Origin of the sequence: Streptomyces sp. NBC_01546 (genome assembly GCF_045208355.1) — a bacterium.
Classification (GTDB): domain Bacteria; phylum Actinomycetota; class Actinomycetes; order Streptomycetales; family Streptomycetaceae; genus Streptomyces.
On record NZ_CP109379.1, the window covers coordinates 8,408,722 to 8,428,158 of the forward strand.

Below are 19,437 nucleotides of genomic sequence, written 5' to 3' on the forward strand. Positions count from 1 at the left end.
TCGGATATTTCATCGCCTTCAAACCGAGTCAGCTCTTCCGAGGGGCCCGTTTGAGTTCGTGACGTCAGCCTCGTTGTCCTGGTTCGCCATTGTCGGGGTGCAGAAGGGCATTCAGGTGGGGCTGCCCATGATCGGTGTGCTGTTGCTGGCGGTCGTCGCGGCCACAGCTGGCCGGTACTTCATCGACCTGACCAGCGGCGTGCCACGAAACTGTTCGTACGAGACGAGTGGTACGTGGGCACCGCGCTGCTCGCCGCCGTTGTGGGGTTGTGCAGTTTGGTTGAGCGGCTTGGTGGTGCCGGTGGCTCGTCGAATCTGCGCAGGGTCGGGGGCGTCGGCCGTGTGGGCGCCGACACCGCCAGGCGGTCGCCCGCCGCTGCCACTACCAGCGGCGGTGCCACACGACCGAGGGGCAGCCTCCCGAAGGCCACCCCTGACCACTCCACAGCCCACTACACTCCACCCGCCAGACGAAACCCGCAGGTCAGACAGCGAAATCCTGCTGGAGTACTAGCGGCGCCACCACTGCCGCTTCTGGCGGTTTGCCGCGGGTGACTGGAACGGGAACGCGGCCCCGGTATTCGTCTTGCCTCCCGGGTGGATCCCGAACCTGGACATCAGCCCGGCTTCCTGATCCAGACCGGATCCGGCCAGCAGTTCGACCAGGTCGTGCAGCGGCTCGTCACGGCCCCAGCGGTGGGTACCTGCCTCGACGGCGCGCCGCATGATGTCCGCGTGCTGCGCCGCGTCGCACAACCGCAACAGTTCCCGGGGCGCGGTGGGGTCGCCGTCGTACAGGCAGGAGTACCAGACCTGCACGGCCTCGCCGACTCTTTCGGCCCGCTGCATCAGGCGGGCGAGTTCGTGCGCCGCGGTGAAGTCGGGGTTCTGGTCGGGGCTCGAGTGTTCCGCAACCACCGTGCGCTGAAGTTCGATTGCGTCGTCGTGGCGGTCGCGTGCGATGAGTGCGCTGATGAGGTCCTGCCTGGCCCACACATCGCCGCCGGCCGCGGCGCCTCGCAGCAGGGCCGATGCCGCCTCGAAGCGGTCGTGGCGCAGTAGGACCGCCGCTGCGTTCCGTGCCGCCGGCGGCAGGTTCGACTGCACCCAAATGGCGACGGCTTCATCGATCCGGCCTGATGCCTCCAGCTTCTCTGAGCGCTCCCTTATCAGTGCCGACGCGTCTGCGTAGCGCAGCTCGTGCTGATAGCGGTTAAAGCCGTCTGACCAGTCGCCCGCATCCCCGGCTGCGTTGGAGTCTGCCCGGATTTCGGGCGGCTCCAAATACGCTCCTGCGTGTTCGGCCGGTTCCTGCGCCACCGGATCGGGAGTCACGGTCGCGCGTGCGGCAGCCGTCCATGCCTCGTGTCCGGCGAATGAGGTGGTGTGAATGATGTCGGCGTAGTGCTCCTTCGCCGCGCGGCTGTCCCGCGTATCGATCGCGGTCAGGCAAAGTCGCGCCGCGACCTCGCGGAGCCCCCGGTCCATGGCCACCCGCGTGACGGCCTTCAGGTCGGCGTCATCTCCTGCGGCCGCTTGCACCAGCACATCCCACAGTTCGCGGGGTGCGAGTCTGCGGCAGCCGCACGGCTGGCGGGCGCACGAACACGGCCTGCGGGCTGACTGGATGAGGAAGTCCGCTGGCAAAAAGGCGCCGTCGAAGCCCTGGGCAAGGGGTGCCACGCCGCCCACCGTGAGTTCTCGTGTGGCCGCTTCGACGGCGGGGCCGAACCAGTCTGGCGGTGCCGGGATGTCCGAGTCCCGCAGGTACCCCTGTGCGGCTGCCTTCAAGTGCTCGCTCTGTAGCGGGGTGCGGCAGCCCAGCCGGAACGCGTCGATTGCCGCGCTCACGACCGCCGCAGGGTATGGCGAGTAGCCGTCCTGGTTGCCGGGTCGCGCGGTGCCGTGATTCCGGTACCAGTCCAGCAGTTGCGGGCCGCCCGCCAGGATCTGCGTCAAGCGCCAGCGATCAGCGGTCCGCCGTGGGTCGGCGTGTGCCAGCAGCGCGAGCTGCCAATGCGGGTCGCCCTCGCGGGCGTATTCCTCGACACGCGGGAGATCGGTATGCCGGTCGAACGTCTCGGGGACGTCGATCCGGTACCCGCCGTCGCGCACCATGGCCAGTAGTTTGGCCACTGACGACGCGTCCGCGTCCTGGGCCACCGCCTCGGCGGGGCCTTGCGCCATTGCGGCCCAACGCCCCGGCCAGCACGTTCCGATCGCCACGAACGGGCCCGTGTTGTGGTCCTCGAGCAGACCGCTCAGTCGGCGAGCCGCCGTCGCGCCCGCGCTGCTGCGCAAGAACCCGTCCAACTCGTCGAGCCAGAGGACGGTGCGCGGCGCGACACCACCCGCTGCGGACAGGATGTCGCGGAGGTCTTCGGGGTCCTGGGGGCGCAGCAGGGTCCAGTGGCGCTGCGCGTTCCCCAGCTCGGCGCGCACCGCCTCGAAGGCGCTGCGGGTCTTTCCGGTTGACGACTTGCCGACCAGTACGACGAAAGCCTTGCCTGCGCGTTCAGGCATTGCGTCGCGCACGCTCCGCAGGACGGTGCGTAGCCGCTCGTCGTGCTGGCGGGACAGGAAGCGCGGAAGACGGTCTGAGCCGGGCCGGCCGTCCGGGACCAAGACGTCCGGCCGTGGCGGCCCGACCGCGCGGTGCACGCGCAGACCGAACGCCGTGGTATCGGCCATGTCCGCGACCCGGTATTCCAAATGGCGTTCCAGCGCGATGGGGTAGCCGTACGCGTTCCGTAGCCGCACATCACTCACGTGGTCAGGGAACCGTAGGCGTTTGCGGCCCCGTCGCCCGTCGTTGACTGCACGCAGGGCAGCTGCAAAGCCGCGCAGTACGGCATCGACATCCTGAGGCCGAGTGCCCTTCTTCCACTGGTGCAAGCTCTGCGGGGTGGTGCCCATCAGCTTGGCGAGCGCGGCCTCCGACACGACGCCGGCGTCACCGACGAACCATCGGACGCGCTCGGAGACCAGTTGCGCGAACGACTTCGGTGTCTGGCCAGTTCCTAGTTCGACCATCGTCATCCCCTCGTCAAAGGCACTGCCGGAATAGCCCATACGGCGGGGCAAAAGAGCAGGTCGAAGGGGGTGCACCAAGAAGAGCCGTCAAGACGATCCGCCCAACGGCGCCCTGCGGTTCGCTCATGCCACAGCACCCGTGAGAAGAACCGGAGGACACCAGTGAAGGTTCCCACCGTGATCGAGGCCATCTACATCGGGACCGCGATCCTGTCGTCCGCGGCAGTGGCGTTGATCGCCGCCCGCCGTACAGTGCAGGCGTTGGACGCGCTGGTGCGTGCGTGCTTCGACGTGTTCCAGGGCTGGGGTCGGCTGTGCCGACGCCGCAAGGCGGCCAAGGCGCGACGCACCGCGACCAAGGCACGCCACAGGACCGCCCGCTGACCGCACCCCGGCGCGGCCATCCAGGGCCGTCACGTCAGGCCCTGTAGCGCGTCGCCAAGTCGGCGAAATAGTCCAGGCCGCAATCTGGCACTGTGCGATCGGGCAGGTGCCGTGCACACAACGCCAAGGCGTCGCTGCGAGTCTGCAGCGGCGCCTCGGTGCCTGAAAGGCGCATTGCGGTGTCACGGTCGTTGTACTCGAAGACGGTCTGGATGCTCGCCATAGCGCTGTACATCTTCTGCTTTGCTCTGAATGAAAGCGGTGCGACCGCGTACGCCAGAAGCACGGCCAGCTGTTGTGCGGTGGTCTCCACCCCTGGGTAGACCTGGCGAAACGCATCGTCGGTGCTCTGTGGCCCGGGCCACCAAGGTCGTGCGCGGCCGAGGTCAGTGCTGACGATCGTCCCGGCGTTGAAGAAATGGCCGCCCAGGCGGCCTGCGAGATCCTTGCCCAGTGGCACCGGTGTGAGGTACTCCGGACATGCGGTGAGCCATCCCGGCTGCCAGATCTGGAGTGCAGTCGCAGTACCGCCGCGGAGCCGCCCGGACTTGGCGTTGTATTTGCCGCTCATGATCCGTGAGTACACGATCGTGTCCTCGTACTTCACGGCGATCGACGGGCCGGTGATGTGATCCATTGGGCCGTGGATCCGGACCTGTCCGTGGGCCAGCCCCTGCTCGAGCCACGCGTGGAATCCGGCGGAGTCCTGAACGCGGATGCTGCTTCCCGTGAAATCAAATATCGACGCCATGAAGCCCCTTACTACACGGCAGCCTGCATCGTCCCATGATCCGTTGGAACACCGCAGAGCGTAACAGTTGCGTGTGCCGCCTCACAGACGGAAGACAATGCCGGTCCTGAAGTTGCACATCAGAGCCGGCAATGGGTGAGCCTCGACTCGATCGGCGCCTGGCGCGGCAGCACTTGGCACCTGTGTCTGAGCCGTTCATGACAGGTAGTGAGCGAGGGCTGGGCGGCGGTGGCTCGCAGGTGTGTTGAGCGAGCGGCTCCGCAGCTACTTTCGAACAGCCATTTGTGCGTTCCGGCGATCACCACGTCCGCGCCCAGGCTGGCTGCATCCTCGTCGATCGCCGCCAGCCCGTGCACACCGTCGACGACCAGCGGGCAGCGGTCGGCAGGGCTGCGGCCTTCATTGGCTCGGCGCACCACCTCGGCCACCGCACGCACCGGCATCCGAAGCCCCGTGCTCGATTGCACCCAGGTGATCCCCACGACTCTGGTGTTCGGGCGAATCGCCTCGCCGACTGCCGCTGCGATGCCGTCCGCCGTCGCGGTGGCCGGATCGGCGAACCAGGAGCCCAGTCGCAGCGTGTTGCCGTGCTTGTCGGCGGCCAGTCGGGCGGCGGTGCGATGGGCGTTGTGGTCGTGCTCGGTCAACAGGAACTCCTGTCCCGGACGGGTAACGACGCCGTTGTAGAAGACGCCCAGCCCGATGCTCGTGCTCGCCGTCATCGCAATGTCCTCCGCCCGGCCTCCCAGATAGGCCGCGAGCGCCTGGTGTACCCGGGGCCATCCGGTAGGGCCATCGGGCAGCGCCAGCCCCGTGGGCACCGACAGAGGGTTGGCGTCGACCTGTGCTGTCAGATGGTCCACCGCATCCCGGACCACCTGCGGATGCGAGGCCAGATAGAACAGCGCAAGGTTCACCCATCCGGGCTCCAGGCGAAACTGCGCCCGCAAGGCGTCCCAGTCCACGCGCCCGTCGATCGTGGTGACCGGCCGCTCCCGCGGTGTGTTCATCCCTGCCGCGCCGGAGCTGGGCACGAGGTTGACCGCCACCGCTCCCACAGACCTTGCCAGCAGACCGCGCCGACTCGTCATCGACATCCAGCACCCCTTTGCATGGCGACCGGCGGAGCGGTGGCGGAATAGCCGTCCGTGCCCTTCTGGTGACGAGATTACGCAAAGAGGCCGCGTGCGCAGACAGCGCCGATACCCAAACGGTCTCTATCGCTGACGATCGCCGCGGCTCCTTCTGCGAGCGTCCTGCTGCTGGCGGAGCTGGGTGGGGTTGATCTAATGCGGTGACCGCGCAGGCCGCTCTGCTCGGCGTCCCGCGGGGGACGGCCGGGACGTGGCGGCGCTGACCTGGGCTGCGCGCGAGCCTGGAGCGCCTGGGGCTTGAGCCTCCGGGCGCGCCTGGACCCCAGCCGAGCCCTGGCTACTTCGTCCAGGCGGGGCTGCGGTCCGGGGTCGGCGTCTTCGACTATGCGCTCACGTGCTGGTGGAGGCGGAGCGAGAGGGTGGCCATGGCCATGGCGGCGCCGGTCCCGGCCGTCGCCGCGCAGCCCAGGCCCGCGTTGCTGACGACGCCGCCCAGCCTGGGGCCGCAAGTGTTGACGATGTTGAACGCGGCGGTCGGGGTCGTGGCCGCCCCCAGGGTGGGAGCGGCGGCCGCGACGCCGAACATCCGGGCGTTCAGGGCTGGCGCCATGGCGAACTCGAGACGCCTGGCCCGCGGCTCGCGTGCCGCGCGAGCATGACCGGCTGGAGCGTCGACGCGGGCGTTGCCGGTGAGCAGCATGCCGAACTGGTGGGCGTCGGCGGTCCCGCTCTGCCGATCGTGCCGACTGGAACACCCTCCACCGCGCGCTCGGGTGAATCCCTGTACGCCCGACGGTGCGCCATAACAATGTGTCACCAATGGTCACACATGGTGACAGTTGCGGAGCGTGTCCCCGTCAACGGCCGTACGGCCGACAAAGGAGAGTCCCCCGTGCCCTCGAACAGTGATGCAGGGCGGCTGGAAAGCCGCCGCTACAAGAGCCGGGGGGTGGACGTCCAGATCGGGGAGGCAGCGAGCGGTGGCGTCGACCTCCGGTTGGACGGCCTGCCCGTCGACGTCATCTTCCTCGACGGTGAGTACCACAGCCAGCTCGCCAACATGTTCACCGGGTTCCGCACCATCGACGACCTCGTGGACTCGCTCCTGGAGACACAGGGGAAGACGTGGGTGCTGCGCGGCGGGGCCCGCACGTGCGCGGGCCACGGCGGTGGCGGTCACGATCACGGCGGTCACGACCATGGGGGCGGCGGTCACGATCACGGCGGGGGCCACGGCGATCACAACCACTCCGGAGGGGGCGGCGCCCGATGAACATCCGAAGGAACATCTACAACCTGACCCCGCAGGAACTCGCCGACTTCCAGGACGCGCTCAACGCGATCAAGGCCGACGGCAGCTACGACGAATTCATCGAGCGCCACCACCACGCGATGATGGAGGCGACTCCCCTGTCGGGGGAGACGGTGAATCCGGGCGTCCGCAATGTCGCGCACAGGGGCCCGGCGTTCCTGCCTTGGCACCGGTACTTCTGTCGGGAACTGGAGCTGCTGCTCCAGGCCAAGAAGAAGAACGTCACTCTCCCCTACTGGGACGAGGCGGGGGACGCGGTCGCTCCCGCGGCGGCCGCTCTGTGGAACACCGACCCGAGCGCGGGCCCGGTGTACGTGGGTGGCGACGGCGACGGCCCGAACGGCGAGGTGACGACGGGGCCGTTCAAGCACTGGATGGCTCTGATCGAGGATCTGGAGACCGGTGGGCTCGTCCCCCGGCAGGGCATCCTCCGAGCGTTGGGCAGTACGGGCGGCCCGGCGGCGCGGAACAAGCCGTTGTTTCCGACGGCGGCCCAGGTGGAGAACATGCTCGTGAACTGGGGCGTCTACGACACCGCCCCTTGGTCGCCAGCCAGCCAGGGCAGCTTCCGGAACCGTCTGGAAGGCTGGGAACGGATCGTCCCCCCGGAAGGCGTACCCGCCGCCGAACTCGGCTCCCAGATGCACAACCGCGTGCACATCTGGGTCGGTGGGGACATGGGTCCCGGAACCTCGCCCAACGACCCCGTCTTCTTCCTGCACCACTGCAATGCCGACCGCCTGTGGGCCCGCTGGCAGCACACTCACCCCACGGCCCCCTACCTTCCGGCGAGCGGTGGCCCCATCGGGCACAACCTCGGCGACACGATGGGGCACCTCGTCACGACCGACGCAACCCCCGCGCGGTCCCTCGACTACCGGCGCACCCTCGGCTTCATCTACGACACCGACCCGCCGCTGGTCGAGCAGGTCTCCCCGACGGTGCACTTCCAGGACGTGCCGACCCTGGAAACCGTCTGGCGGCCGGCGGTCTTCCGGATCCGGGCCGGCGCGCCCGTCCACCTGGAGGTCGTGTCGGGCAGCGGACCGGCCGCGCCGTACGGGCTCAGCTCCCGTGGGGGGAGGGTGACGCACACGCCGGTCGCGGACAACGCCCCCTTCGACCTGGTACGAGTCTGGCTCGCCTTCACCGGTGCGGCGACGCCAGGGGCTGCGACCGCCGGCGCGGTGAAGATCCGCTGCGTGGAGACGGGGGAAGTCTTCGACTTCATCCTCACAGGCAACACCGTCCAACGGGAGACCACCGGAGTGGTGTTCGCCCTGGACAAGTCCCTCAGCATGGCCCAGCCCACGAGCAACGGCCTCAGCCACATGCAGATGGTGCGCGAGGCGGTCACGCGAGGCGCCGAGCTCATCCGGGACGACAGCGGGGCCGGGGTGGTGACCTTCGACCAAGAAGCGCACCCCGAGGTGAAACTGTCGCCATTCGCACCCGCCCTGAGTCAGCGCGCCGACGTCCTGGCGGCGGTCAACGCCGTGGAGCCTGGCGGGGACACCTCCCTCGGGGACGGGCTGGTGGCCGCCCAGCAGACCATGAACGCGAACGGCCGCGCCTTCACGAGCCGTGCGCTGGTCGTGGTAACCGACGGGCTGGAGAACCAGCCGAAGTTCCTGGACGAGGTCGGCGGGACGATCACCACGCGGACCTTCGCCGTCGTCGCGGGGGCCGCGAACCTGGTCAGCGCCCCTGCGCTCACCAGGCTGGCGAACGGGACCGGTGGCCGGCTGCTGCTCACCGATACCCCAGGTACCGACGCCGAAGGGTTCTTCCGGCTGTCCACCTACATCCAACACGTCCTCGCCTCGGCCGCCGACGAAGACGTGGTGGCCGAGGCTTCCGGGGTCGTCACCCCGGAGGAGGAGGTCCGGGTCCCCTTCCAGCTCAACGAGACGGACATCGAGGCGACCGTCATTCTGTCGCTGGACGTGCCATCGGTCTCGCTCGAGCTGGAGACACCGGCGGGGCGGGTCCTCACGGAGTCCGAACTCACCGCCCTCGGCGCCACCGTCAGACGCACCACGAACATGATCTTCTGTCGCTTCCGGCTGCCGTTCCCCGCCGGGGTCGGCGCTCACAGCGGGACGTGGCAGGTGGGTCTCAAGGCCGATGAGCGAGTCCTCCGCGAGGAGACCGCCAAACTCAGGACTGCGGCGGAAGGAGATCCGGCGCGCGGCGCCGAACTGGACCGGTTGACCGCTCACGGCCCGCGCTACAGCATCGTCGTCACCGCGTGGAGCAATCTGCGCCTCAACTCGCGGGTCACCCAGCCGAGCATGGAACCGGGCGCCACCATCCGGTTCGACGCCGTTCTGGCCGAGTTCGGGCGACCGGTCGAAGGCCGTGCCGACGTGGAGGCGGAGGTACGGCGCCCCGACGGTGTCGTCGTGACCGTGCCGCTCGACGAGGAGGTGCCGGGCGCCTTCAGGGGTGATCTCACGGCCACCATGGCAGGCGTCTGGCAAGCCCGGATCACGGCCCGCGGGCATACCTTCGGCCGGACGCGGTTCGCGAGGCAGCAACGGCTCGGCATCGCCGTACTGGTGGGTGGGGACCATCCGCCCGCCCCTGTGGTGGGGACCGACGTCGACGGCAACGACTGAAGACCGCGAGACGGTAGCAGACAGCCTGAACCGCGGCACACATGCCGCGGTTCAGGCATGTCAGCTCCGCGAGCTCCCGCTCCAAGTTCAGCCGCCGCGCCGCCCAGTGGTCGGTCCCGTACGCGGTGTGGCACAGCCACGGCAGGCCGAACAGTTGCCGCAGCACCGCTACCTGCTTTTGCCGGAAGGCGCGTCGGGGATGAGCGCTGCTCCTTGACGTCGTTGCTGGTGATCGTGCCGGACCGGTGATGGTGGCTGGCAGGCCGAGGCAGGTGGGCTGGGCGGCCGCCAGGCCGGTAGTGAGGGACGGGCATGGAGGACCTCCGTGTCGCACCCGCAACGGCGGAACGGAACCTGACAGCGTTCACGGAAGACCCCGGAGATCCGTACATCGACGGCGACATCCTCGCCCGGCAGGTCGCACGGGAAGGTCTGGTTCCTCCCCTGGCACTTCGGGTGCCGCCTGTGTCTGTGACCAGACCGAGCGGGAGGCGCTGCTCCGGTACGCGGCCGCCTGCCCGAACGCGAACCTCGCCTTCTCGCCGGCCAGCTGACCAGCCCCGGGACAGGAAACGACGACGGCGGCGGTGTGGACGTGACCGCCTAGAACGACACGTCGATGTAGTCGATGTCGGTGAATTCGACTTCGAGGTGGCCGGGTGCCGCCGTCTCTGAAGTAGATGTCCTGGAGACCTTCGGCGGCGCCCGGAGTTCCGGATCGCCGACGCCTTGCTGTTGGGCGTCGAAGAGGCGTTGGGTGCTGTGTAGTTTCACTGGTCGTCGACATCCGGACCTGCTGCGTTCCGGGTCGGTGCAAGCCAATCTAGGCGTTTGGCAGCGAACCCGGCCCTTTCGGCTTTTATGACAGTGAACCTAGTCGTTTGGGGTGAGCACGCGGGGGATGGCGGAGACCGGGGCCTCCGCCGCCGAAGTCAGCCGCCGACGTGGATAGGGGGAGGCGCTGCGTTCAGTGCTGTCGATGACCTGGACTGGGTCAGCCTGCCAGTCGGGCGACGGCCAGCGCGTGAGCGCGGTCGAGGGAGTCAGCAGCAGCGCAAGGGATGTCCGGCTGCACACCGGTGCCCTCCCAGTTCGTGCTGGAGACGGGGTTGATGGCGCGGCCGACGGGGACGGTGGCTTCCAGGTGCGGGTGCACCGTCCAGCCCTTGCACGGGTGTGCGCCGCCGCGGGTGGGCTCGCCGACGATCACGGCGCGGCCGAGTTGCTGGAGGTTGTACGCCAGCTCTTCAGCGGCAGAGAAGGTGGTGTCGCTGGAGAGCACGTACAACGGCTTGATGCCGCCGAAGCGCGCGCCGGGAACGTGCGGCAGGCTCCAGGACTGCTCGCTGCGCTCGCCGCTGCGCCAGTGCATGGTGTTGAGGTGGGTGCGCTTGTCCAGGAGGTAGCTGCAGACGAAGGCGACCGTGTCCGGGTCGCCGCCCCGGTTGGCGCGAAGGTCCACGATCAGTGCCTGGGCGCGGGAGGCCAGGGTGAGCGCGGCGCCCAGCGGTTCGGCGGCCCACTCCAGCGGAAACAGCATTGGTGCCAGCTCCAGCACGGCGACCCCTCCGTCGAGCAAGTGCATCCGGGGCGCACCGCCCAGCGAGGTGTCGAAGTCCCGGCGCATGGCGTCCAGGGTGGCCGCCCCCTGCTTCGGGGACACCGGGTCGGCGTGGTGCTTCAGTCTCAGGTGTCGGTCGCCGTTGACGGACTGCAGGTCCGCGGTGACCAGACGGGCGAGCTCCTCGGCGTCGTCGACGTCGTAGGCGCCCTCGGCGAGGCGTCGTTGAAGCAGGCCGGCGAGCTGCTCGGCTATCTCGGGGAAGACGTAGTTCTCGGTCAGCAGCCGGGCTGTCTCATCGATGACAGGGGCGGGCTGAAGCTTCGTCAGAGTCGTCATGGCAGTGAGTAGATCACCACCCTTGCGAAAGCGTCAAAGAATTTAGACACTTTCGGTATGCGTGATCAGCCTTCCCACCCGCCACCTCCTGAGGATGTTCTGGAGATCGGTACGCCTGAGCAGTTCGCGGCGCTCGCCCACCCGTTGCGTCAGCGGTTGCTCTTCGCCCTGGGCCACCGGCCTGCCACCATCGGGCAGCTTGCGGCGCAGCTCGAAGCGAAGAAGGGCAACGTGGCCCACCATCTCAAAGTGCTCCGCGATGCCGGGCTGATCCACGTCGCCGAGACCCGCCAGGTCCGCGGCGGCACGGAGCAGTACTACCAGCGCACGGCCCGCCACATGGTCGTCGCCCAACCCCAGGCGGCAGGCACCGCCGCGATGCTCACCGCGTTCGCCCAGGAGCTGGACCTCTCTCCCGTCGAGACCCACCTGACACTGCGCCACCTGCGTCTCAGCCCCGCGAAGGCAAGAGAACTCGGCGAGGCCCTCGCCAAACTGGTCGACGAGGCCGAGGAAGATACAGAGGACCAGCCCCTGCACGGTGTGTTGGTGGCGCTCTATCAGCAGGCCCTGCCGACCAGCAGCACCAGTTCCGCCTAGCTTGACTCTGTCGGGGATCTTGGGGCCGCTGAGGTCAGCTGCCCAGGGTTCGCCAGGACTTCGGCCGGGGTATCTCGCGCTGGTCGAGGTAGTTCTGGAAGGCAGTCGGTCGGCGGGGCGTGGGGGCTTCCTCGGTTGGTGGCAGGCCGCTGAGGCGTTCGATGTTGACGGCGATGGCTGTCAGGACGTGCTGGATGTGGGCCTTTCCCTGTCCTCGATAGCGGCAGCGTCGCATGCCGTATCCGTGGGCGAACTCGTTAACCGTGCCCTCCACTCCGGAGCGGACCGCGTAGCGGGTCTTCCACTCGGGTGTCTGTTGCTCGGTGCGGACGCGGAGTTGCAGGTCGCGGAGTTCTCGTGGGGGGAAGCCCACGGTGCGGGTGCTTTCGCGGGAGGTGGTGCACTGGGTGCGGGCCGGGCAGGGCTGGCACTGGCTTTTGGTGAACCTGGCCACGATCAGCGGGGCCGCGGTGGGCGAGGACGTCGGGTAGGGGCCGTGCCAGCCCTGGCTGACCTGGCCCTGGGGGCAGGTGACCTGCTGGCGGTCGTAGTCGGTGTGGAAGTCGTCCCGGGCGAAGCCCTCGTCCCGGCGGTGTTGCCGGGTGGGGTTGCTCCGGAGTGGTCCGGAGACGGTGACCTGGTGTTCACGGGTGGCTTGTTCCAGGTGGGGCAGGGAGGTGTAGCCGGCGTCGACCAGGTGCTCGGCGGGCAGGAGTCCGCGGCGGGAGAGGCGGGTGTGGATGCCGGGCAGGACCTGGCTGTCGTGGGTGGTGGCCGCGGTGGTGGCCACGTCCGTGATCACGTTGGGGCCGTCGGGAGCACAGGTCTCGGTCAGGTGAGCGGAGAACCCCTTCCAGCTGATGATGTGTCCGTGCCGTGCGTAGCGGGCCGAGGTGTCGTAGGGCGAGACGACCGCCCGGGACGAGGGTGGCAGTCCGGTCCCGCCTTCCTTCTCGGCGGCGCGCCAGCGCAGGTGTCCTGCGGCGTCACGGTGGTAGTTCTGCACCATGATCTGGCGCAGGGCCTCGATACGAGGGCCGGACGTGCGGTCTGTGCCGTGCTGGTAGAGGTGTTCCAGGAGCCGGACGGCGTCGTTTCCGGTGGCAAGGATCCTGGTTTTGGGCTTGCTGGGGTTCTTGCCCAGGCGGACCGGTCGGCCGTAGTGGCGCCCCCAGTCCTCATCGACCAGCTCGTCCAGCAGGTGAGGGGAGGTGCCGGCGACTTCTTCCAGTGCGGCGCGGACCGCTTCGGTGATCAGCTCCAGGCGGGTCAGGTCGCGCACCGCGGCCAGGACATGGGTGGAGTCGGTGCGCTGGGTGGTGCGCTCACGCACCAAGCCGACCTCCTTGAGGCGGGCCAGCGCGAGGTCGAGGAGGCGGTCAGCACGGTCGCCTTCGGCAAGACGATCGCGGAAATCGGCCAGCACACTGTGGTGGAACCCGGGGTCGTCCAGCTCCATGGCCATCGCGTACTTGAAGTCGATGCGGCAACGGACCGCCTCAGCGGCCTGCCGGTCCGACAGGCCGAGCAGGAACTGCAGCACACAGACGGTAGCCAGTTGAGCAGGAGAGAGACCCGGACGCCCGTCACGCGGGTACCAGTCGGCGAAGTCCTCGTCGTGCCACAGCCCGTCCAGCCGGTCTCTCACCCATATCGCCGTCGTGCCGCCGGGGTTGCTCGCCCGCGCGACCTGCGCAGTCAGAGGCGGGACCTGCTCACCGGAACGCGGGCGGAGGGACAACGGGCACCTCAACAGCTGCATCGGTCATCGGAACTACCCGAGCATGCCCGTTGACCACGCTGCCGCACCGCGAAACTCCAAGATCCCCGACAGAGTCAAGTTAGGGGTGGGGGTCTGCGCGGGGGCCGGGCTGGCCAGGGGGTCGGTGTCAGGGGCCCCCGGGTCTCCCGCGCGGTCGAGTAGCACCATGCGGGGGCGGACGATTCCGTAGCCGACCCAGTCATTGCGCTTGGAGCCGTCGACGTGGGCGCCGGCGGTCTGGATGAGGACACGGGCCACCTGGTTTGCGGTCCAGTCGGGGTGTGCCGACCAGACGAGCGCGGCGGAGGCGGAGGCCAGACTGGTGGCGTACGAGGTGCCTCCGTCTCCCACGCACCAGCCCTTGTTGTCGGTGCAGCGGAGCTGGACTTTGCTACCGAAGGCGGCCAGGTCCGTGGCGTGTCCGTAGGAGGACGACGGCAGGGGTTCACCAGTGAGGTCGACGGCTCCTACGCCGAAGACTCCCGGCAGGGCGGCGATGGGGTTGGCGGACTTATTGCCGTCCCCCTCATTTCCCATGGCGACGAAGACGAGCACGCCCTTGCTCTGGGCGTACTCGACAGCCGACCTGATCTTGTCCAGCGACCAACAACCGCCGATGGACAGGTTGATGATCTTGGCGCCGTTGTCGGCCGCGTACCGAACTCCCTGGGCGGATTCGCCGATCGCGCCGAAAGCCATGGGTGTGCCGATGCTGGTGCGGATGGGCATGACCTTGGCGCCGGGAGCGAGGCCCTGTGGGCCGCCTGCCGAGCCGTCGCCGACGATCGCTGCGGTCATGGTGGTCCTGTGCCCGACGAAATCCTCGTGCGGCGGGTACTGCTGATCCGGGTGTTCGAGCGGTGGTTCCATGAATGACACGCCTGGAAGGACGGACTCGCTCCTCAAGCCTGGGACAAGTTTGACGCCACTGTCGATGACGGCCACCGTGATGCCGGTGCCGTCTGCAACCTTCCACATCTCCTGGGCTTTCATGATCTTGAGGTGGCCCCGCGGGTCGGTATCGGCGGCCGCCGGCATCACCGTGCCTGCGCTGACCGCCAACGCTGCGACGATGACACCCGCCGCCTTCCGCCACGACCCATGTCGACGGCCATCCCGAGGGGCCTGCGCCTGCGCTCCTGACTGCGGCAAACGGGTATCGACTGTTCCGCGGCTGTCTTGGGCATGTCACAGGACTGTCGCCGAAGGCCTCTGAGCTGGATCGCGCACTTATTCATCGCTTATCAAGAGTCCACAGGCGTCACATTGTTGATGCACAGTCATGGGGGAGTAGAAGAGTGAGCACCATCAGCATGCGCAAGAACACCCTGGTCGCGGTCGCTGTCGCGGTCGCCGGCACCATGGCCCTGACCGGATGCAAGAACGGCAACGAGGAGCTGTCCCCGGCCCAGCCGACCTCCTCCGCTCCGGGCGGCGCCCCGGCCAGTCCCAGCGCGGCGGCCAGCCCCTCGACCGGCGGCGGCGAGGCCCCCGCCGGGGCGGCGGGCACGGCGAAGTCCGGCCAGGCCTTCAAGCTCGGAGAGACCGCCACGGTCCCGTTCGACTACGGCAACAACAAGGGCGGCACCATCGACCTGACGGTCACCACCATCGAGCAGGGCAACCCCGCCGACCTGGAGTCGCTCAACCTCGGCGACAAGGTGAAGGGGATGATCCCCTACTACGTCCGCTACACGGTCAAGAACGTCGGCACCACGGACCTGTCGTTCTCCACCGTGGGCCACATCAAGGGCCTGCTCCCGGACGGCAGCGAGGCCCAGGGCGTCTCGGTCATCGGCAAGTTCGAGAAGTGCAAGGGCGATTCGCTGCCGAAGGGCTTCACCAACGGACAGACCCAGAACGGCTGCGCGATCGCGCTGGCCCCGTCCGCGCAGACGAAGGTGGCCGGCGCCCAGTACTGGGGCAAGCCCTACAACAACCTGAGTGACGGCAAGCCCCTCACCTGGAAGTAGCGGGCGGCCTACCAGGCCGGCCCCCTCTCCGCCGCCGAGCCCCCGCGAGGGGCTCCTGCCGCAGCAGAGCCCGCTGGAGCTCCGCCCAGTGCGGAGACCAGCCCCGTCGGGCCAAGACGTCTGGCTGGGCGCCGGGCCAGGCCGTAACGCCGACGGTGATGCGGACCTCGAATTTTCCCCAGGGCCGCTCTTCGTTCCCCAGTGGGTTGCTGCCGGCAAGGGGGATCGGGGCCGCCCGATCGTGGAGTGTGCGGGCCGTGCCGAGCGGTCAAGGGCGCCTGCGGCGGCGCTGCGCGCTGGGCTGCGCCCAGCCTGGACAGCTCGCCCCCCTGGACCTGGCTGGCTATCGGGCGGCCCCTCCGCTGTGGCGCCCGACCGCAGGTCAGCGCCCAGGGGGTGGGGATCTTGGGTGAGCAGGTCTGTCCCACCCCCGAGCGCGGGGTGGGGAGATTTCTCGAGCCCCATCACCCCGGGTGGCTACTCTCGTTGGCAAGGCATGACCAACACACGCACCTTGCTCACGTCGGTGGCGCTTGCTGTCGGCGCCTTCGCCCTGACGGCTGTTCCTGCTCACGCGGATGACTCTTTGGTGTCGTCCGGTGTGGCCAATGAGGTCGGCCGGCTCGGCCAGGCCGTGCCCGCGGGGGATGGGGTAGAGGCGGATGAGGCAGGCCCGGCCTTCGTGGCCAGGAGTGTCGTCGGCCGGGTGGAGAGGGGCATCGCGAGGATTCAGGAAGAGGTCGAAATCGTGGGACTGCGCGATACCCAGTAAGGCGACCCTGGGCAAGCCCCGCTGTCGGCCATGGCCTCCCGCACCGCGATGGCGCGGGCGGGTGGGATGCGGCCGTAACCGGGCAGCTGCTGAATCGTTTATCCACATCGTCGCGTCAGATGCACTACCGCTCCCCCCCCTTGCGGTGCCGCGGCTGGCGGCCCCGGGACACCCCCTGTCCCGGGGCCTTGCTCTGGGACCGGGTGGGACGGCCGGGTGGCTCCCACCTGCCGACGCTCGGAGCCGGAAGGCAGGGCATCGCCACATAGTTGGAGTGCCGGGCGGGTGAAGCCGCTGCCCCGGGCGACCGCGTGCGGGTGCCTGCCTGCGATCGGGGCCGCAGGATGAGCCGAAACAGCCCCCCTGTCTGCAGGAGCTCTCTGCCATGCTCGAACGCAAGCTGCTCAAGGACCGTGCTCAGGTCACCTTCGTCCTGCCCGCCGACATCCCGCCCGGCCAGGTGAGCGTGGTCGGTGACTTCAACGAGTGGAAGCCCGGCGCCCATACCCTTGAGCCCCGCAGTGACGGCAACCGCGCCGTCACCATCGGCCTGCCGGTCAAGAGCGTGCACTCCTTCCGCTACCTCGCGGCGGGTGACTACTGGTTCGACGAGGACCACGCCGACGGCCACGACGGCACCAACAGCCTGCTGCACACCTGATCCCCCATCCCCGGGGGCGGATCCACCCCGAGCGGTCCGCCCCTCCCACACCTCACCGGCCAGGGCAGAAGAACACCCTCTGATGGCCACAGCCCGTCAACTGCGGCGGCACCGACGTGGAGTTCACCCCGGCTCCGTAGACCAGGCGCAGACGGGCTGAGGCCGTCACCCGCCAAGAGGTGACGGCCCCTTCGCATGTTCCGGCCCTGGCCCGCCGAGCTCCTGTCGGCGGTGTTGTCGGTGGTGGCGGTGACCATGGGGAGATGCGCGCCGGTATCGAGCGCGGGGCCCGCATGCGGGTATCGACGGGCAACGACACTGACGTGCTCCCCGGATGCATGTCGGCCTTCACGGCCACGATGCGTGATGAGGCCGTCGTGACGTTCAGCCCCGGTCACCGCGCAGCTCCTACTCGGCCGTGGCATGGCGATGGAGCGTCAACTTCGCCGGTGGTCGATTCACTCCGAGGAGGGATGGCCGCAAGGGTTCGGCGCGGACTTTCGGCCATGACGGGGTGGGTGGGAGAGGGCCGGGAGGCATGTGTGGTGGCTGCGGTTGCCTGGGCCTCGTCCATGACGGGCGTGGGGGAGTGGTTGTGGGGGCGGATTCCGCAAACGTGCCGCGCGGGATTGGCCAAACCCCTCCGCTAGTCACTTTACGTGTTCGTTTGGATGCGGTGCGCTACGGGATGTTTCAGGCTCCGCCACGGCACGCACTGTGCGGCCGGCCGGCGGCGCATTCCAGAAGCGTCCCGAGGGGAAAGAACCATGACCACGCCTCCCGCTGCTCCGCTCCGCGTCGCCCTGGCCAACGGCAGTTTCGAACAGCCCGCCGTGACCAGCGTGGAAATCCTGCCGGACGGCTCACAGACACAGGCGTCCAAGTGGGTCCCGGGCTGGCTCACCACCGCCTCCGACCACAAGATCGAGCTGTGGCATTCGGGCTTCCAGGGAGTGCCGGCGGCCGACGGCGCCCAGTTCGCCGAGCTCAACGCCAACGAGGTCTCCACGCTCTACCAGGACCTGCCGACCACCCCCGGTACGAAGCTGTACTGGCGGCTGTACCACCGCGGCCGCCAGGGGGACGACACCATGGCGCTGGACATCGGCGCACCGGGCTCCACGGTGGAGCAGAGGCGTTTCACCGACGGCAACACCGCCTGGGGCTACTACACCGGCACCTACACCGTCCCGGCAGGCCAGACGCTGACGCGCTTCGCCTTCCGATCCATCTCCGCCGCCGGCGGCAACCGCGGCGTCGGCAACTTCCTCGACGGCATCTTCTTCGGCACCGCCCCCTACGTGGAACTCGCCAAGACCGCCATTCCTGCGGGGCCGCTGGAGGTGGGCGACGTCGTCACCTACCGCATCACCGCGAAGAACGAGGGCGGCGGCGGGGCCGAGAACCTCATCCTGACCGACGTGATCCCGCAGGGCACGACGTACCTGCCCGGCTCCCTGCGCATCGTCGACGGCCCGAACGCCGGAGCGAAGAGCGACGCGCAAGGAGACGACCAGGCGTACTACGACGCTCCGGCGAACAGGGTCGTCTTCCATCTCGGCAACGGCGCTTCCGCGGTGGAAGGGGGCAGCCTGCCCAGCACCGAGACCCTGCCGGCAGGCACGACGGTGGAGTACCGGGCGGTCATCGACCGGGCCAGCGGTGGCAAGCAGATCAGCAACACCGCAACCGCCTCCTACGAGAACCGGCTCGGTGACACACCGGAGCCCCTGACGTCCACCTCCAACGAGCAGGTCACACAGGTCAAGCCGGCCGCCGACCTGACCGTGACGAAGGCAGCCGACGCCACCACCGTCACCGTCGGCCAGACGGTGACCTACCGCATCACCGTCCACAACACCGGCCCGAACGACGCCACCGGCGTCACCGCCACCGACCAGCTCCCCGACAGCCTCACCTTCCTCTCCGCCGACGGCCCCGGAAGCTACGACCCGGCCACCGGGCGGTGGACCGTGGGAGACCTGGCCGACGGCGCCACCACCACCCTCGTGCTGCGCGCCAAGGCCACCAAGGCCGGCCTGATCGGCAACACCGCCACCGCCACCGGCAACGAAAAGGACCCCGACACCACCAACAACACCGACACCGTCAGCGTCTGCGTCGAACCGGCCCCCTCCTGCTGCGACCCCTGCGCCGGCCAGGAATAGCCCTCGAGGACCACTGCCGACAACTACTCCCGGCACACCCCTGCGGAAATGCACGGCCGGGAGTAGGGCCCCGGGGCCCTACCGCTACCGCACTACCGTCCGCGACCGCATGAGCGGTTCCCGCGCCGGGACGCGTGGTCCGCCGGGATGCGTGTCCGGCAGGTGTGGCGGGTGTGCGCCTGCGCGGATCGTTCGGCTGGAGTCGGGGGGCCGCTGTGAAGTGAGGGCCCCTGCGGCTTCGCCCGCATGCCCCCGGCCAGCCCACCCCCGGCTGGTCGGGGCTCTTTGGCTCGGAGCGGCCGTTCTCCCGGTTCTTCACCGTCTGCGGCGTCTTCAACGCGGCCGCGAGCCGGGCCTGCGTAACACCGGCCCGCCCCCTCATACACCCGCGCCCGTCCGTCGGAGA

General features: G+C 68.9%; 17 protein-coding genes. 9 read left to right on the top strand and 8 right to left on the bottom strand.

Annotated features, from left to right (window positions below; genetic code table 11):
* The first annotated feature begins 58 nt into the window (after positions 1–58).
* Positions 59–514 carry a TRIC cation channel family protein gene (locus OHA89_RS38560; protein WP_353962587.1) on the top strand — a complete coding sequence of 152 codons (456 nt, stop codon included), beginning with the start codon at positions 59–61 and terminating at the stop codon, positions 512–514.
* Here the strand turns inward: OHA89_RS38560 and OHA89_RS38565 are convergent.
* Positions 511–3,072, bottom strand: coding sequence for a hypothetical protein (locus OHA89_RS38565; protein WP_266616697.1), 2,562 nt, complete (start codon positions 3,070–3,072; stop codon positions 511–513). The two genes, OHA89_RS38560 and OHA89_RS38565, sit on opposite strands and share 4 nt — an antisense overlap.
* 138 nt (positions 3,073–3,210) lie before the next feature.
* Between OHA89_RS38565 and OHA89_RS38570 the strand changes: the two genes are divergently transcribed.
* The gene (locus tag OHA89_RS38570) at positions 3,211–3,417 is read left to right on the top strand and encodes a hypothetical protein (RefSeq protein ID WP_257552206.1); all 207 of its coding nucleotides are present in this window, start codon (positions 3,211–3,213) and stop codon (positions 3,415–3,417) included.
* A gap of 34 nt (positions 3,418–3,451) precedes the next feature.
* Here the strand turns inward: OHA89_RS38570 and OHA89_RS38575 are convergent, their stop codons facing one another.
* The 3 genes from OHA89_RS38575 to OHA89_RS38585 all read right to left on the bottom strand — a co-directional run bounded on the left by OHA89_RS38575 (position 3,452) and on the right by OHA89_RS38585 (position 5,962).
* Positions 3,452–4,168, bottom strand: a complete 717-nt coding sequence (locus OHA89_RS38575) for a hypothetical protein (RefSeq protein WP_266616696.1) — start codon at positions 4,166–4,168, stop codon at positions 3,452–3,454.
* 119 nt (positions 4,169–4,287) lie between these two features.
* Complete coding sequence (locus tag OHA89_RS38580; protein ID WP_406368221.1) at positions 4,288–5,265, bottom strand: aminotransferase class V-fold PLP-dependent enzyme; 978 nt, start codon at positions 5,263–5,265, stop codon at positions 4,288–4,290.
* A 379-nt stretch (positions 5,266–5,644) separates the two neighbouring features.
* The gene (locus OHA89_RS38585) at positions 5,645–5,962 is read right to left on the bottom strand and encodes a hypothetical protein (RefSeq protein ID WP_257552203.1); all 318 of its coding nucleotides are present in this window, start codon (positions 5,960–5,962) and stop codon (positions 5,645–5,647) included.
* 192 nt (positions 5,963–6,154) lie between these two features.
* Here OHA89_RS38585 and OHA89_RS38590 point away from each other — a divergent pair, with 192 nt between their 5' ends.
* Together OHA89_RS38590 and OHA89_RS38595 are read left to right on the top strand one after the other, a co-directional pair.
* Entirely contained in the window at positions 6,155–6,535 is a 381-nt protein-coding gene (locus OHA89_RS38590; protein WP_266616693.1) for a hypothetical protein, read from the top strand.
* On the top strand, positions 6,532–9,195 hold the full coding sequence (locus OHA89_RS38595) for a tyrosinase family protein (protein WP_266616691.1): 2,664 nt from the start codon (positions 6,532–6,534) through the stop codon (positions 9,193–9,195). Before OHA89_RS38590 ends, OHA89_RS38595 begins: the two co-directional genes overlap by 4 nt.
* 603 nt (positions 9,196–9,798) lie before the next feature.
* Here OHA89_RS38595 and OHA89_RS38600 read toward each other — a convergent pair.
* A complete protein-coding gene (locus OHA89_RS38600) occupies positions 9,799–9,969 on the bottom strand; it encodes a hypothetical protein (protein ID WP_257552199.1) in 171 nt (56 codons plus the stop codon).
* A 220-nt stretch (positions 9,970–10,189) separates the two neighbouring features.
* The gene (locus tag OHA89_RS38605; RefSeq protein WP_257552198.1) at positions 10,190–11,095 is read right to left on the bottom strand and encodes a S41 family peptidase; all 906 of its coding nucleotides are present in this window, start codon (positions 11,093–11,095) and stop codon (positions 10,190–10,192) included.
* A gap of 57 nt (positions 11,096–11,152) precedes the next feature.
* Between OHA89_RS38605 and OHA89_RS38610 the strand changes: the two genes are divergently transcribed.
* Complete coding sequence (locus tag OHA89_RS38610; protein ID WP_266616688.1) at positions 11,153–11,695, top strand: transcriptional regulator; 543 nt, start codon at positions 11,153–11,155, stop codon at positions 11,693–11,695.
* A gap of 34 nt (positions 11,696–11,729) precedes the next feature.
* Here the strand turns inward: OHA89_RS38610 and OHA89_RS38615 are convergent, their stop codons facing one another.
* On the bottom strand, positions 11,730–13,343 hold the full coding sequence (locus tag OHA89_RS38615) for an IS1182 family transposase (protein WP_406368225.1): 1,614 nt from the start codon (positions 13,341–13,343) through the stop codon (positions 11,730–11,732).
* 126 nt (positions 13,344–13,469) lie between these two features.
* A complete protein-coding gene (locus tag OHA89_RS38620; protein ID WP_406368761.1) occupies positions 13,470–14,495 on the bottom strand; it encodes a S8 family serine peptidase in 1,026 nt (341 codons plus the stop codon).
* A gap of 260 nt (positions 14,496–14,755) precedes the next feature.
* Here OHA89_RS38620 and OHA89_RS38625 point away from each other — a divergent pair, with 260 nt between their 5' ends.
* From OHA89_RS38625 to OHA89_RS38640, 4 genes are all read left to right on the top strand, one after another.
* Positions 14,756–15,430 (top strand): hypothetical protein, encoded by a 675-nt coding sequence (locus tag OHA89_RS38625; protein WP_257552195.1) that lies wholly within the window; start codon positions 14,756–14,758, stop codon positions 15,428–15,430.
* A gap of 496 nt (positions 15,431–15,926) precedes the next feature.
* Entirely contained in the window at positions 15,927–16,202 is a 276-nt protein-coding gene (locus OHA89_RS38630; RefSeq protein ID WP_266616977.1) for a hypothetical protein, read from the top strand.
* A gap of 385 nt (positions 16,203–16,587) precedes the next feature.
* Positions 16,588–16,863 (top strand): isoamylase early set domain-containing protein, encoded by a 276-nt coding sequence (locus OHA89_RS38635; RefSeq protein ID WP_266616975.1) that lies wholly within the window; start codon positions 16,588–16,590, stop codon positions 16,861–16,863.
* Positions 16,864–17,630: 767 nt separating this feature from the next.
* Positions 17,631–19,031, top strand: coding sequence for a CARDB domain-containing protein (locus OHA89_RS38640; protein WP_266616973.1), 1,401 nt, complete (start codon positions 17,631–17,633; stop codon positions 19,029–19,031).
* The last annotated feature ends 406 nt before the right edge of the window (positions 19,032–19,437 follow it).

Excerpts from the sequence above, each read along its gene's own strand:
- OHA89_RS38575 (WP_266616696.1), bottom strand. The coding sequence starts at position 4,168 with ATGGCGTCGATATTTGATTTCACGGGAAGCAGCATCCGCGTTCAGGAC.
- OHA89_RS38565 (WP_266616697.1), bottom strand. The coding sequence starts at position 3,072 with ATGGGCTATTCCGGCAGTGCCTTTGACGAGGGGATGACGATGGTCGAA.
- OHA89_RS38595 (WP_266616691.1), top strand. The coding sequence starts at position 6,532 with ATGAACATCCGAAGGAACATCTACAACCTGACCCCGCAGGAACTCGCC.
- OHA89_RS38585 (WP_257552203.1), bottom strand. The coding sequence starts at position 5,962 with ATGCTGCTCACCGGCAACGCCCGCGTCGACGCTCCAGCCGGTCATGCT.
- OHA89_RS38580 (WP_406368221.1), bottom strand. The coding sequence starts at position 5,265 with ATGTCGATGACGAGTCGGCGCGGTCTGCTGGCAAGGTCTGTGGGAGCG.
- OHA89_RS38635 (WP_266616975.1), top strand. The coding sequence starts at position 16,588 with ATGCTCGAACGCAAGCTGCTCAAGGACCGTGCTCAGGTCACCTTCGTC.
- OHA89_RS38620 (WP_406368761.1), bottom strand. The coding sequence starts at position 14,495 with ATGCCGGCGGCCGCCGATACCGACCCGCGGGGCCACCTCAAGATCATG.
- OHA89_RS38630 (WP_266616977.1), top strand. The coding sequence starts at position 15,927 with ATGACCAACACACGCACCTTGCTCACGTCGGTGGCGCTTGCTGTCGGC.
- OHA89_RS38640 (WP_266616973.1), top strand. The coding sequence starts at position 17,631 with ATGACCACGCCTCCCGCTGCTCCGCTCCGCGTCGCCCTGGCCAACGGC.
- OHA89_RS38605 (WP_257552198.1), bottom strand. The coding sequence starts at position 11,095 with ATGACGACTCTGACGAAGCTTCAGCCCGCCCCTGTCATCGATGAGACA.
- OHA89_RS38610 (WP_266616688.1), top strand. The coding sequence starts at position 11,153 with ATGCGTGATCAGCCTTCCCACCCGCCACCTCCTGAGGATGTTCTGGAG.